This is a genomic window from Streptomyces sp. NPDC058619, assembly GCF_042717785.1.
GTDB lineage: Bacteria > Actinomycetota > Actinomycetes > Streptomycetales > Streptomycetaceae > Streptomyces.
Genome location: NZ_JBHXQN010000011.1, coordinates 163,618 through 177,748, shown reverse-complemented (window position 1 = coordinate 177,748; position 14,131 = coordinate 163,618). Strand labels below are relative to the sequence as shown.

The 14,131-nt window shown below is 70.7% G+C and carries 11 protein-coding genes; 8 read left to right on the top strand and 3 right to left on the bottom strand.

The annotated features are described in order from the left end of the window. Window positions 1–108: 108 nt before the first annotated feature. The 6 genes from ACFWTC_RS14185 (at window position 109) to ACFWTC_RS14160 (ending at window position 9,741) form a co-directional block, all read left to right on the top strand. Complete coding sequence (locus ACFWTC_RS14185) at window positions 109–1,638, top strand: leucyl aminopeptidase (RefSeq protein ID WP_383922109.1); 1,530 nt, start codon at window positions 109–111, stop codon at window positions 1,636–1,638. A 308-nt stretch (window positions 1,639–1,946) separates the two neighbouring features. Then, window positions 1,947–3,335 carry a dihydrolipoyl dehydrogenase gene (gene lpdA, locus ACFWTC_RS14180; RefSeq protein WP_383922106.1) on the top strand — a complete coding sequence of 463 codons (1,389 nt, stop codon included), beginning with the start codon at window positions 1,947–1,949 and terminating at the stop codon, window positions 3,333–3,335. Window positions 3,336–3,389: 54 nt separating this feature from the next. Beyond that, on the top strand, window positions 3,390–5,195 hold the full coding sequence (sucB, locus tag ACFWTC_RS14175; RefSeq protein WP_384074197.1) for a 2-oxoglutarate dehydrogenase, E2 component, dihydrolipoamide succinyltransferase: 1,806 nt from the start codon (window positions 3,390–3,392) through the stop codon (window positions 5,193–5,195). A gap of 353 nt (window positions 5,196–5,548) precedes the next feature. After that, complete coding sequence (locus ACFWTC_RS14170; RefSeq protein WP_383922223.1) at window positions 5,549–6,172, top strand: GntR family transcriptional regulator; 624 nt, start codon at window positions 5,549–5,551, stop codon at window positions 6,170–6,172. Window positions 6,173–6,403: 231 nt separating this feature from the next. After that, a complete protein-coding gene (aceE, locus tag ACFWTC_RS14165; RefSeq protein WP_383922102.1) occupies window positions 6,404–9,088 on the top strand; it encodes a pyruvate dehydrogenase (acetyl-transferring), homodimeric type in 2,685 nt (894 codons plus the stop codon). 134 nt (window positions 9,089–9,222) lie between these two features. Beyond that, window positions 9,223–9,741, top strand: a complete 519-nt coding sequence (locus ACFWTC_RS14160) for a DUF4240 domain-containing protein (protein WP_383922099.1) — start codon at window positions 9,223–9,225, stop codon at window positions 9,739–9,741. A gap of 12 nt (window positions 9,742–9,753) precedes the next feature. On the opposite strand, the gene ACFWTC_RS14155 is transcribed toward ACFWTC_RS14160, so the two are convergent. Continuing rightward, on the bottom strand, window positions 9,754–10,524 hold the full coding sequence (locus ACFWTC_RS14155; RefSeq protein ID WP_383922096.1) for an SDR family NAD(P)-dependent oxidoreductase: 771 nt from the start codon (window positions 10,522–10,524) through the stop codon (window positions 9,754–9,756). Window positions 10,525–10,611: 87 nt separating this feature from the next. Between ACFWTC_RS14155 and ACFWTC_RS14150 the strand changes: the two genes are divergently transcribed. Beyond that, a complete protein-coding gene (locus ACFWTC_RS14150; RefSeq protein WP_383922093.1) occupies window positions 10,612–11,265 on the top strand; it encodes a TetR family transcriptional regulator in 654 nt (217 codons plus the stop codon). Between the two features lie 2 nt (window positions 11,266–11,267). On the opposite strand, the gene ACFWTC_RS14145 is transcribed toward ACFWTC_RS14150, so the two are convergent. Further along, complete coding sequence (locus ACFWTC_RS14145; RefSeq protein ID WP_384025760.1) at window positions 11,268–11,717, bottom strand: hypothetical protein; 450 nt, start codon at window positions 11,715–11,717, stop codon at window positions 11,268–11,270. A gap of 247 nt (window positions 11,718–11,964) precedes the next feature. Beyond that, entirely contained in the window at window positions 11,965–13,374 is a 1,410-nt protein-coding gene (gene glnA / locus ACFWTC_RS14140; RefSeq protein WP_383922088.1) for a type I glutamate--ammonia ligase, read from the bottom strand. A gap of 185 nt (window positions 13,375–13,559) precedes the next feature. On the opposite strand from glnA, the gene ACFWTC_RS14135 reads away from it, so the two are divergent. After that, window positions 13,560–14,027, top strand: a complete 468-nt coding sequence (locus tag ACFWTC_RS14135; protein WP_383922085.1) for an RDD family protein — start codon at window positions 13,560–13,562, stop codon at window positions 14,025–14,027. The last annotated feature ends 104 nt before the right edge of the window (window positions 14,028–14,131 follow it).

The following is a 14,131-nucleotide window of genomic DNA, read 5'->3' as shown; positions in this document are numbered from 1 at the left end:
GGGCGCGTACGCTCATTTCCGGCGGCGCCCGGGCCCGAATACGATCGCCACGGATGGCCGTCCACCCACTCGGCCCACACATACATACGGAAGCGAGACCTCACCACCGTGACTGCTCTGACTCTCAGCACTGCCGGCGCGGCGACGCTGCGCGCCGACGCCCTCGTGGTCGGCGTGGCGAAGGGCCCCAAGGGCCCCCTCGCCGCCGCGGGCGCCGAGGCCGTGGACACCGCGTACGCGGGCAAGCTCGCCGCCGTACTCGAAGCGCTCGGGGCCTCGGGCGCCGAAGGGGAGATCACCAAGCTCCCGGCCCCGGACGGCTTCAAGGTGCCGGTCGTGCTGGCGGTCGGACTCGGCACCCTCCCGGACGAGGACGAGTCGTACGACGAGGAGGTGCTGCGCCGCGCCGCCGGCGCCGCCGCCCGCGCCCTGCACGGCTCCAAGAAGGCCGCCTTCGCGCTCCCCCTCGACGACGCGTCCGCCGTGACCGCCGTCGCCGAGGGCGCGCTGCTCGGCGCGTACGCCTTCACCGCCTACCAGGGCGGCGAGAAGAAGGGCGCCAAGAACGGCGGCCCCAAGCTGCCGCTGGCCGAGATCGCCCTGCTGGGCGCCAAGCCCCGCGACAAGGAGCACAAGGCCGCGGCCGAGCGCGCCTCCGTCGTCGCGACCGAGGTCAACGTCGCCCGCGACCTGGTCAACACCCCGCCGAACGACCTCACCCCTGAGGCCTTCGCCGCGGTCGCCTCCGCGGCCGCGAAGGAGAACGGCATCAAGGTCCAGGTCCTGGACGAGAAGGCCCTGCTCAAGGGCGGCTACGGCGGCATCATTGGCGTCGGCAAGGGCTCGGAGAACCCGCCGCGCCTGGTGAAGCTCACCTACACCCATGCCAAGGCGGAGAAGAGCCTGGCCTTCGTCGGCAAGGGCATCACCTACGACTCCGGCGGCATCTCGCTGAAGCCGGCCGGCCACAACGAGACGATGAAGTGCGACATGGCCGGCGCCGCCGCCGTCTTCGCCGCCGTCGTCGCGGCCGCCAAGCTGGGCCTCCAGGTCAACGTGACCGGCTGGCTCGCGCTCGCCGAGAACATGCCGTCCGGCTCCGCCACCAAGCCCGGTGACGTGCTGCGCATGTACAGCGGCAAGACCGTCGAGGTCCTCAACACCGACGCCGAGGGCCGCCTCGTCCTGGGCGACGCGCTGACCAAGGCCTCCGAGGACAACCCGGACGCGATCATCGACGTCGCGACCCTGACCGGCGCCATGGTGCTGGCCCTGGGCGACCGGACCTTCGGGATCATGTCGAACGACGACGCCTTCCGCACCTCGATCCACGAGATCGCGGAAGAGGTCGGCGAGGCCTCCTGGCCGATGCCGCTCCCCGCGGACCTGCGCAAGTCCATGGACTCCCCCACCGCCGACATCGCCAACATGGGCGTCCGGATGGGCGGCGGCCTGGTGGCCGGCCTCTTCCTCCAGGAGTTCGTCGGCGAGGGCATCACCTGGGCCCACCTCGACATCGCGGGCCCGGCCTTCCACGAGGGCGCCCCGCACGGCTACACCCCCAAGGGCGGCACCGGCTCGGCCGTCCGCACCCTGGTGCGGCTGGCCGAGCGCACGGCCACGGGCGACCTGGGCTGACGCTCCGCGAGTGACACCTGACGCACTCCGGGCCTTGATCGAAAAGCCGGTCAAGGCCCGTGGTGTGCCCGGGGGCGTTCAGCCCACAACGAAATCCGTAGGTCTCTACGCACCGGTAATCGTGGCTTCGGGCCGAACGACCGGTCACATGTTGGGCCCGGCGTCCCGCGTTCCCCCGACAAATGCGAAGATGGGTTCTCGGCAGGACAGGGCCCCCACCACAGGGCCGACGAAACCAGCGGCCGATTACCAGCCGCCGCCCGGTCACAGAGGACCGGTGCCCGGCGCACATGCATGGAGGACGTGACGTGGCGAACGACGCCAGCACCGTTTTCGACCTAGTGATCCTCGGCGGTGGCAGTGGCGGTTACGCCGCGGCTCTCCGCGCATCCCAGCTGGGTCTCGACGTTGCGCTGATCGAGAAGAACAAGCTCGGCGGCACCTGCCTGCACAACGGTTGCATCCCCACGAAGGCTCTGCTGCACGCCGGTGAGATCGCGGACCAGGCGCGCGAGGCCGCTCAGTTCGGTGTCAAGGCCTCCTTCGAGGGCATCGACATCGCGGGTGTGCACAAGTACAAGGACGAGGTCATCTCGGGCCTGTACAAGGGCCTGCAGGGCCTGGTCGCCTCCCGCAAGGTGACCTACATCGAGGGAGAGGGCCGCCTCTCCTCCCCGACTTCCGTCGACGTGAACGGCCAGCGCGTCCAGGGCCGCCACGTGCTCCTGGCGACCGGCTCCGTGCCGAAGTCGCTGCCGGGCCTGAACATCGACGGCAACCGCATCATCTCCTCGGACCACGCGCTGGTCCTCGACCGCGTCCCCGAGTCCGCGATCGTCCTGGGCGGTGGCGTCATCGGCGTCGAGTTCGCCTCGGCGTGGAAGTCCTTCGGCACCGACGTCACCGTCGTCGAGGGCCTCAAGCACCTCGTGCCGGTCGAGGACGAGAACAGCTCGAAGCTGCTGGAGCGCGCGTTCCGCAAGCGCGGGATCAAGTTCAACCTCGGCACCTTCTTCGACAAGGCCGAGTACACGGAGAACGGCGTCCGCGTGACGCTGGCCGACGGCAAGGCCTTCGAGGCCGAGGTCCTGCTGGTCGCCATCGGCCGCGGGCCGGTCTCCCAGGGCCTGGGTTACGAGGAGCAGGGCGTCGCGATGGACCGCGGCTACGTCCTGGTCGACGAGTACATGCAGACCAACGTGCCGACCATCTCGGCCGTCGGCGACCTCGTCCCAACCCTCCAGCTCGCGCACGTCGGCTTCGCCGAGGGCATCCTGGTCGCAGAGCGTCTGGCCGGTCTCAAGACCGTCCCGATCGACTACGACGGTGTGCCGCGCGTCACGTACTGCCACCCCGAGGTCGCGTCCGTCGGCATCACCGAGGCCAAGGCCAAGGAGATCTACGGCGCGGACAAGGTCGTGGCCCTGAAGTACAACCTTGCGGGCAACGGCAAGAGCAAGATCCTCAAGACCGCGGGCGAGATCAAGCTCGTCCAGGTCAAGGACGGTGCCGTGGTCGGCGTCCACATGGTCGGTGACCGGATGGGCGAGCAGGTCGGCGAGGCCCAGCTCATTTACAACTGGGAGGCCCTGCCGGCCGAGGTCGCGCAGCTCATCCACGCGCACCCGACCCAGAACGAAGCGATGGGCGAGGCCCACCTGGCTCTCGCCGGCAAGCCGCTTCACTCCCACGACTAATTCGTCACGGGCGCGACGACCACTTCCGCACATTCGTTAGGAGCAACTGAAACCATGTCGGTTTCCGTAACCCTTCCGGCGCTCGGTGAGAGCGTCACCGAGGGCACTGTCACCCGCTGGCTGAAGGCCGAGGGCGAGCGCGTCGAGGCCGACGAGCCGCTGCTCGAGGTGTCGACCGACAAGGTCGACACCGAGATCCCCTCGCCCGTCTCCGGCATCCTCGCCTCCATCAAGGTGGCCGAGGACGAGACCGTCGAGGTCGGCGCCGAGCTGGCCGTCATCGACGACGGCTCGGGGGACGCGGCTCCGGCTGCCGAGGCTGCGGCTCCGGCCGCCGAGGCCCCCGCGGCCGAGACTCCGCAGGCCGTCCCGTCCACCGAGGTCCCGGCCGGCTCCGAGGCTCCGGCCCCGAGCGCCGACGCGGCCACCGGCGGCGGTTCCGCCGAGGGCACCGACGTCGTGCTCCCCGCCCTGGGCGAGTCCGTCACCGAGGGCACCGTCACCCGCTGGCTGAAGCAGGTCGGCGAGTCGGTCGAGGCCGACGAGCCGCTGCTCGAGGTCTCCACCGACAAGGTGGACACCGAGATCCCCGCGCCGGTCGCCGGCACGCTGCTGGAGATCCTGGTCGCCGAGGACGAGACCGCCGAGGTCGGCGCCCGTCTCGCCGTCATCGGCGTCGCGGGTGCGGCTCCGGCCGCCGCCCCGGCCGCTGCCGCCCCGGCTCCGGCCGAGGCTGCCGCTCCGGCGCCGGCTCCGGCCGCCCCCGCGGCTCCGGCTCCCGTGGCCGCCCCGGCCGCCCCCGCGGCTCCGGCTCCGGCTCCGGCTCCGGCTCCGGCTCCGGTCCAGGCTGCCGCCCCGGCGGCCGCTCCGGCCCCCGTGGCCGCCCCGGCTCCGGTCGCGCCCGCCGCCCCCGCCGCTCCGGCCTCCGCCGGTGACGAGGGCGCGTACGTGACCCCGCTGGTGCGCAAGCTCGCCACGGAGTCCGGCGTCGACCTCTCCGCGGTCTCGGGCACCGGTGTCGGTGGCCGCATCCGCAAGCAGGACGTCCTGGCCGCCGCCGAGGCGGCCAAGGCCGCTGCCGCCGCTCCGGCGCCTGCCGGCGCTCCCGCCGCCAAGGCCCCGGCCGCCGCGGTGTCCGAGCTGCGCGGTCAGACGGTCAAGATGACCCGCATGCGCAAGGTCATCGGCGAGAACATGATGAAGGCCCTGCACTCGCAGGCGCAGCTCAGCTCCGTGGTCGAGGTGGACATCACCAAGATCATGAAGCTGCGCGAGAAGGCCAAGGCCGGCTTCCTCGCCCGTGAGGGCGTCAAGCTGTCCCCGATGCCGTTCTTCGTCAAGGCCGCCGCCCAGGCGCTGAAGGCCCACGCGGTCGTCAACGCCCGGATCAACGAGGCCGAGGGCACCATCACCTACTTCGACTCGGAGAACATCGGCATCGCCGTCGACTCCGAGAAGGGCCTGATGACCCCGGTCATCAAGGGTGCGGGCGACCTCAACCTGGCGGGCATCTCCAAGGCGACCGCCGACCTGGCCTCCAAGGTCCGCGGCAACAAGATCACGCCGGACGAGCTGTCGGGCGCGACCTTCACCATCAGCAACACCGGCTCGCGCGGTGCGCTGTTCGACACGGTCATCGTGCCGCCGAACCAGGTCGCCATCCTGGGCATCGGTGCCACGGTGAAGCGCCCGGTGGTCATCGAGACCGCCGAGGGCACCAACATCGGCATCCGCGACATGACGTACCTGACCCTGTCCTACGACCACCGCCTGGTGGACGGCGCGGACGCGGCCCGGTACCTCTCGGCCGTCAAGGCGATCCTCGAGGCCGGCGAGTTCGAGGTCGAGCTCGGCCTGTAAGGCACGACGCCTCCCGCAGCACCCGCTGCACGTACGGCGCCCCCGCCCGGAACACCCTCCGGGCGGGGGCGCCGTCGTCATACCCCGGCCGATCCGGACGGACAGCGCGGGGGCGGCGCCGGGGCCCGCCCGGACGTCCGGGCGCCCACCCTGCTGACCGCCGGGGAACCGTACGAGGTCCCGGTGACGGCGCCCGACGAGGAGCTCCTCCTCGCGGCGGAGCTCCGCCCCTTGTAACCAGCCTCACCCGGCGGCCCCGACCGGGAACGCGTCCCGACGGCCCGAGCCGCCGTATTGTCTACGCATCAGGCCCCGCGTGACCCTGCCAGCCACCAGGAGATGAAGTCCCGATGATCACCCCACCCGTCGTGCACTCGCTGCGCGAGCAGATCCGCGAGCACATCGTGGAGGGGATCGTCAGCGGGCGCTGGAAGCCCGGCGAGCGGATCGTCGAGCGCCGGATCGCGGTGGAGCTGGAGGTCAGCCAGACCCCCGTGCGCGAGGCCCTGCGCGAGCTGGAGACCCTGCGGCTGATCGAGTCGGCGCCGAACAAGGGCGTGCGCGTACGGAACCTCTCGGCCGCGGACCTGGAGGAGATCTATCCGGTCCGGGCCGGCCTGGAGCAGATCGCGGCCGAGCTGGCCGCGCCTCGGCTGGCGGCGGACTGCTCGGCCCTGGAGCCGCACGTGGCGGCCCTGTGGGAGGCCGACCGCGCCGACGACGGCACCGCGCAGGTGCGGCACACGGTGGGGTTCCACCGGGAGATGGTGCGGGCGGCCGGGAACAGCGTCCTGCTGCACACCTGGGAGAGCCTCGGCATCGAGGTGTTCACGGCCCTGTCCATCCGGTGGCTGGGAACGGTCCAGAAGTCCTACGCCGAGGAGCACGAGGCGCTCGTCGAGGCCTTCCGCAGCCAGGATCCGGACATCGGCCTGCTCGTGAAGCGGCACGTCCTGGGGTGCGCGCCGCGCGCCTGAGCGGCCCGCTCTCCGCCCGGATTGACCCTATTTAACCGGCACTGCGTGCCTTCTTTCCTGGCACGCGGTGCCGACTTTCGTCGGATGTACATTTCTTCGCCACATTCATTTGATCGATCATCGATCAGCGATTTACAGTCATCGCGGACCTCAACCAGGTCCATCAGCCCTGTCCTGCCCGTCAGGGATTTCTTCACCACCTCTCCTTTGTCCGGAAGGCGGCGCACACCGATGTCCGACCCCGTAGGAAAGCTTCCGAGCGAGCTCGACCAGCTCCCGGACCGCGACACCGAGGAGACCGCCGAATGGGCGGCCTCCCTCGACGCCGTCGCCAAGGCCGCCGGTACGCGCCGCGCCGAATACCTGCTCCGCCGTACGCTCCAGCACGCCGAGGCCGCCGGCCTCGCGCTGCCGAAGCTGCTGGAGACGGACTACGTCAACACCATCCCCACCGCCGCGGAGCCCGAGTTCCCCGGTGACGAGGCGATGGAAGCCAGGATCACCGCCTGGAACCGCTGGAACGCGGCCGCCATGGTGACCCGCGGCTCCAAGTACGGCGTCGGCGGCCACATCGCCACCTTCGCCTCCGCCGCATGGCTCTACGAGACCGGCTTCCAGCACTTCTTCCGCGGGAAGGAGGCCGACGGATCGGGCGACCAGCTCTACATCCAGGGCCACGCCTCCCCCGGCATCTACGCCCGCGCCTTCCTCGACGGGCGGATCTCCGAGCAGCAGCTCGACAACTTCCGCCAGGAGTCCGGCGGCAACGGCCTGCCGTCCTACCCGCACCCGCGGCGCCTGCCGTGGCTGTGGGAGTTCCCGACGGTGTCCATGGGCCTCGGCCCGCTGTCCGCGATCTACCAGGCGCGCTTCAACCGCTACCTGCAGAACCGCAGCATCAAGGACACCGCGAACTCGCACGTCTGGGCCTTCCTGGGCGACGGCGAGATGGACGAGCCCGAGTCGACCGCCGCCCTGGCCCTGGCCTCCCGCGAGCAGCTCGACAACCTGACCTTCGTCATCAACTGCAACCTGCAGCGCCTCGACGGTCCGGTCCGCGCGAACTTCCGCGTCGTCCAGGAGCTGGAAGCCCAGTTCCGCGGGGCCGGCTGGAACGTCATCAAGTCCCTGTGGGGCTCCGCCTGGGACGAGCTGTTCCAGCTGGACACCACGGGCGCGCTCGTACGCCGCCTGCGCGAGGTACCGGACGCGCAGTTCCAGACGTACGCGACCCGCGACGTGGCCTACATCCGGCAGCACTTCTTCGGCGCCGGCGCCGAGCTGACGCAGCTGGGCGGCCTGCTCTCCGACGCGAAGATCGCCGAGTGCTTCCACAGCTCCCGCGGCGGCCACGAGCCCCGCAAGGTGTACGCCGCGTACAAGGCCGCCCTGGAGCACAAGGGCGCGCCGACGGTCATCCTCGCGCAGACCGTCAAGGGCTACACGCTGGGCGCCGGGTTCGAGTCGAAGAACGCGAACCACCAGATGAAGAAGCTGACGATCGACGAGTTCAAGGACATGCGTGACCTCCTCGGCCTCCCGATCCCGGACAGCGCCTTCGCCGACGGCCAGGTCCCGTACGGCCACCCGGGTGCCGACAGCCCCGAGGTCCGGTACCTGAACGAGCGCCGCGCGGCGCTCGGCGGTCCGGCCCCGGCCCGCAAGGTCAGGCACGTGGCCCTGCCCGCACCGGCGGACCGTTCCTTCGCCCCGCTGCTCAAGGGCTCCGGCAAGCAGGAGATGGCCACCACCATGGCCTTCGTCCGGCTCGTCAAGGACCTGATGCGGGACAAGGAGACCGGCAGGCGCTGGGTGCCGATCGTCCCCGACGAGGCCCGCACCTTCGGCATGGAGTCCCTCTTCCCGTCGGCCGGCATCTACTCGCCGCTGGGCCAGACGTACGAGCCGGTCGACCGCGACCAGCTCATGTACTACAAGGAAGCCAAGGACGGCCAGATCCTCAACGAGGGGATCACCGAGGCCGGCGCCATGGCCGACTTCATCGCCGCCTGTACGTCGTACGCGACGCACGGCGAGCCGATGATCCCCTTCTACATCTTCTACTCGATGTTCGGCTGGCAGCGCACCGCCGACCAGATGTGGCAGCTCGCCGACCAGCTCGGCAAGGGCTTCATCGTCGGCGCGACCGCCGGCCGCACCACGCTGACCGGCGAGGGCCTCCAGCACGCGGACGGCCACTCGCACCTGATCGCGTCCACGAACCCGGCGTCGCTCAACTACGACCCGGCCTTCGCGTACGAGATCGCGGTGATCGTCAAGGACGGTCTGCGCCGGATGTACGGCGAGCAGCCGGAAGACGTCTTCTACTACCTGACGGTCTACAACGAGCCGAAGGTCCAGCCCGCGATGCCCGAGGGCGTCGAGGAAGGGATCCTGCGCGGCCTGTACCGCTTCAACACGGCGGCCGACCTGGCGGAGGCGGCCCCGGCCGCCGACTCCCCGAAGGTCCAGCTGATGGCCTCCGGTACGGCGATCCACTGGGTGCTGGAGGCGCAGAAGCTCCTCGCCGCCGACTGGAACGTGGCCGCCGACGTCTGGTCCGCCACCTCTTGGGGCGAGCTGCGGCGCGACGCGCTGGAGTGCGACGAGGCGCTGCTGCGCGGCGAGGTGCGCACCCCGTACGTCACCCGCGCGCTGGAGGGCGTCACCAGCCCGGTGCTGGCCGTCTCCGACTGGATGCGCCAGGTTCCGGACCAGATCAGCCAGTGGGTGGAGCAGGACTACACCTCGCTGGGCACGGACGGCTTCGGTCTGTCCGACACCCGTGAGGGCGCCCGCCGCCACTTCGGTGTCGACGCCCAGTCGATCGTGGTGGCCGCGCTGGCCCAGCTCGCCCGCCGCGGCGAGGTGCCCGCGTCGGCCGTCAAGGAGGCCCGGGAGCGCTACGGCCTCTGAGGCCGCGTGAGCGACCGCCGCGGCGCGGTGTGACGCGAAAGGCCGGTGTCCGCCCCTTCCCGGGGGTCGGACACCGGCCTTTCGCGCCATGCGCGGTGGCGGTGCGGGGGTGGAACCGTGATGCTGGAGCGGTGATGGACGAGACGGAGTTCTGGGAGATCGTCGACCGTACCCGCGAGGCCGCCGAGGGCGACCCCGAGGAACACGCCGATCTGCTCGTGGAGCGGCTGGCGCAGCTCGATCCCGACTCCGTCGTGGACTTCGCGCGGCACTTCGAGTCCCGCTACAACCGGGCCTACACCTGGGACCTGTGGGGCGCGGCCTGGGTCCTGCTCGACGGGGCGAGCGACGACGCCTTCGACTACTTCCGCTGCTGGCTCATCGGGCAGGGCCGGGAGGTCTTCGAGGGCGGGGTGCACGACCCGGACCAGCTGGCGGAGCTGCTGGGCGAGTTCGACGAGGAGATCGACGGCGACGGCGAGGAGCTGGGGTACGCGGCCGACGAGGCGTACGAGCAGCTGACCGGGTCGGTCACGCCGGACCTGGGGGTCCCGCTCCAGCCGGCAGAGCCGGGGGGCTCCCCGCTGGACTTCGAGGACGAAGCCGTGCTCGCGGAGCGCTTCCCCCGGCTCTGGGACCGCTTCAGGGGCTGACCGGCAGGGGGATCAGTAGTGGGTGCCGCCGTCGATGCGGATCTCCGTACCGGTGATGAAGGCGCCGTCCTCCGAGCCGAGCATGGCGACGACACCGGCCACGGTCTGCGGGCCGGCGAAGCCCTGGCCGAGGGCCGGGGCGAGCTTGGTGAAGAGGGACCAGTCGGTGTCCTCGGGCAGGCCGGGGCCGGTGCCGGTGGTCATCCCGCTCTCGATGGACCCGGGAGCGACGGAGACGAAGCGCAGGCCCTGCTTGCTGTACTCGGCGGCCAGCGCGTGAGTCATGGACTGGATGCCGCCCTTGCTGGCCGCGTAGGCGGACATGTAGGGGTGGGCGAAGGACGCCGAGGTGGAGCTGAAGTTCACCACGACCGGCTGATCGCCCGCGAGCAGCGAGGGAAGGGACTCGCGGATCATCAGGAACGTGCCGGTCAGGTTGATCCCGATGACCGTGTTCCACAATTCCAGCGTGGTGCCGTGGGTGTGGGCGGACCGCAGGATGCCGGCGGCGTTCACGAGGACGTCGATCCCGCCGAGGGCGCCGGCGGCCGCGGCCACGCCCTGCCTGACCGCGTTCTCGTCGGATATGTCGAGGACGGCCGTGGTGAGGCGGTCCGCGTGGCCGTCGGTCGCGGCGCGGTCGGCGGTGACCCGCAGGCCGGCTTCGTTCACGTCGACGGTGTGGACCCTGCCGCCCTCGGAGAGGATGCGGTGGACGGTGGCCTGGCCGATGCCGGAGCCACCGCCGGTGATGAGGACGCGACGTCCTTCGTAACGGTTCATGGGGTGAGCGTAGCGAGCTGATGACACGTTTTGCCAGAGTGACAAGGACTGCAATCAGCGACGTTTGTGAGAGGTACGCTTCACCCCGTGAGATCCCCTCGTCCGTACTCTCCCCAGGCCGGCCCCGGAGCCCAGTCGCTGACCGAGCGCCGCAAGGCCGCCACCCAGCTGGACATCGCCCGGGCCGCCTGCGAACTCTTCGCCGAGCACGGCCCCGACGGCACGACCGCCGAGGACATCGCCCACCGCGCGGGCGTGGCCCTGCGCACGTTCTACCGGTACTTCCGCAACAAGCAGGAGGCGGTGGCCCCGCTGCTCGCGGGCGGCGGGGACGCCTGGCGCGCACTGCTCTCCGAGGAGGAGCCCGGCACTCCGCTCGGGGAGGCGCTGGAGCGGGCCGTGACCCGCTCGCTGAACGACCCGCAGGCCGTCGCGGAGGGCCTGGAGGTCACCCGCGGCCTGCTCCGGGCGGCGGAGGCCGACGAGGCGCTGCGGGCGGTCTGGTACCGGGTGAACCAGGACTCCGAGGAACAGTTGGTCCCCGTAGTGGCCCGGCTGGCCGGCCCGGGCGCCGACGCCCTGGGGGTACGGCTGCTCGCCGCGGCGGCAACGGACGCGATCCGCATCTCCCTGGAGCTGTGGTCGGCCACCGACGCCCCGGTCTCGGGACCCGGCTCTCCGGCCGAACTCGCCGTCCGCTGCCTGCGCGACCTCACGGGCGCGATGCCGCTGCTGCGCTGAGATCAGCGCCCGCCGCCACCGCCGCCGCCGCTCCAGTGGCCGCCGTCGCCGCCACCGCCGTTCCAGTGGCCGCCGTCGCCCCCGCCGCCGCCGTTCCAGTGGCCGCGGTCGTTGTTCCAGTTCCCGTTGTCGCGCCAGCCGGAGTCGTGCCGGCCCGAGTTCCAGTTCGCGTCGTCGCGCCAGTTCGAGTCGTGCCAGTTCGAGTCGTGCCAGTTCGGGTCGCGCCAGTTGTCGTTGTACCCGCCGACGCCGCCCTGGTCCCAGCACCAGCTGGGCCGGTCGCGCCAGTCGTGGTGACAACAGGCGTCCCACCGGGCGTCCGAGCGGTTCGAGGGGTACCGGTAGCAGTCGTAGCCCCCGTCCCCACCGCCGCCACCCCCACCGGTGACGGTCGAAGCCGAGGCGCTGGCGAGGGGCAGCACACCCATCGCGATTCCCGCGGCCCCTGCCATGGCTGCCGCAACGATCCTACGGCGCATTGTCATGCACCTCCGCACATGTCTCGCTTATCAGGCGTTTAGGTCATTCCCACCCTCACCCTGCCCCGCCACCCTGTCAAAGGGAACGGCCCCCGCGGCTGCCCGCGAAGAGCGTCCGGAGGGCCTCCCACCAGGCAGGATCTACTCACGCACCGATGTCGGACACGGCGAAGGCCGCCACCCCGAGCGGGGCGGCGGCCTTCACGCGGAACCGCGCGGCCTAGAGGTCGAAGTACATCTCGAACTCGTGCGGGTGCGGACGCAGCGCGATCGGGGCGATCTCGTGCGTGCGCTTGTAGTCGATCCACGTCTCGATCAGGTCCGGGGTGAAGACACCGCCGGCCAGGAGGTACTCGTGGTCGGCCTCCAGGGCCTTGAGGACGTCCTCCAGGCTGGTCGGGACCTGCGGGACGCTCGCGTGCTCGTCGGGCGAGAGCTCGTAGAGGTCCTTGTCGATCGGCTCCATCGGCTCGATCTTGTTCTTGACTCCGTCGAGGCCCGCGAGCAGCAGCGCCGCGAAGGCGAGGTACGGGTTGGACGACGGGTCCGGGGCGCGGAACTCGACGCGCTTGGCCTTCGGGTTCGAGCCCGTGATCGGGATGCGCATCGCGGCGGAGCGGTTGCGCTGCGAGTAGACCATGTTGACCGGCGCCTCGAAGCCCGGCACCAGGCGGTGGTAGGAGTTCACCGTCGGGTTGGTGAAGGCCAGCAGCGACGGGGCGTGCTTGAGGATGCCGCCGATGTAGTAGCGGGCGGTGTCCGAGAGACCCGCGTAGCCGGTCTCGTCGTAGAACAGCGGGTCGCCGTTGGCCCACAGCGACTGGTGCACGTGCATGCCCGAGCCGTTGTCGCCGAAGATCGGCTTCGGCATGAAGGTCGCCGTCTTGCCGTTGCGCCAGGCGACGTTCTTCACGATGTACTTGAAGAGCATCAGGTCGTCGGCCGCGGCGAGCAGCGTGTTGAACTTGTAGTTGATCTCGGCCTGGCCACCGGTGCCGACCTCGTGGTGCTGGCGCTCGACCTGGAGGCCCTGGGCGTCCAGCTCGAGGGAGATCTCGGCGCGCAGGTCGGCGAAGTGGTCGACCGGGGCGACGGGGAAGTAGCCGCCCTTGTAGCGGACCTTGTAGCCGCGGTTGTTCTCCTCGGAGCCGGTGTTCCAGGCGCCGGCCTCGGAGTCGATGTGGTAGAAGCTCTCGTTCGCGGTGGTCGCGAAGCGCACGCTGTCGAACACGTAGAACTCGGCCTCGGGGCCGAAGTACGCGGTGTCGGCGATGCCGGTGGAGGCGAGGTACGCCTCGGCCTTCTTCGCGATGTTGCGCGGGTCGCGGCTGTAGGCCTCGCCCGTGATCGGGTCGTGGATGAAGAAGTTGATGTTGAGCGTCTTGTCCTTGCGGAACGGGTCCAGGCGCGCGGTGGAGATGTCGGCGCGCAGCGCCATGTCGGACTCGTGGATCGCCTGGAAGCCGCGGATCGAGGAGCCGTCGAAGGCCAGCTCCTCGTTCGGGTCGAACGCGCGCCCCGGGATGGTGAAGTGCTGCATCACACCAGGCAGGTCGCAGAAGCGGACGTCAACGAACTTGACGTCGTTCTCCTCGATGTACTGCTTCACTTCGTCGGCGTTCTGGAACATCCAACTCCTCCTACTCCCGGCCCCGGGGCAGGGACGGGTTTTATAGCTCGTGGTGCGTCAGTGCGGTGTCGCACGCTGACCCGACCATAAGCAGACGGGATTTCTCAAGCATGACCCATTTGTTTCGCACAAGTTAACCAGGGTCCCGCGGAAGCGCCGTGGAGCCGCACGGGTACCGTGTTCGGGTGGACAACAGGCAAGCAATCGGATCGTGGCTCTCCGGCCCCCGCGCGGCCGCCGAGGACATGGGCGTCGACTTCGGCTACCCGGGGCAGCGGCTCGGCCTCCCCCAGGAGGGGCCCGGCTCCGTGGCCCGGTTCGGGCGCCGGCTGGGCGCCGTGGCCATCGACTGGATCGGCTGCCAGCTGATTGCGTACGGGCTGATCACGGGCGGCGACCTGGCCGCGGCGGGCAACTGGACCCTGGGTCTCTTCGTGGCCCTGGCCGTCCTGACCGTCGGCACCGTGGGCTTCACCCCCGGCAAGCGGATCATGGGCCTCCGGGTGATCGCGGAGGACGGCGGCCGCCTCGGCTTCGGCCGGGTGCTGATCCGCACCCTGCTCCTGGCCCTGGTCGTCCCGGCGGTCATCTGGGACCGTGACGGCCGCGGCCTGCACGACCGCCTGGCCCGCGCCGTCCAGGTCCGCCTGTAGGCGCACAGCACCCCGGCGACCTGCACCGACCTGCACGTACGACACATACGACACGGGGGCGCCCCCGGACCGTTCGGTCCGGGGGGCCCCCGTGTCGTAAACGA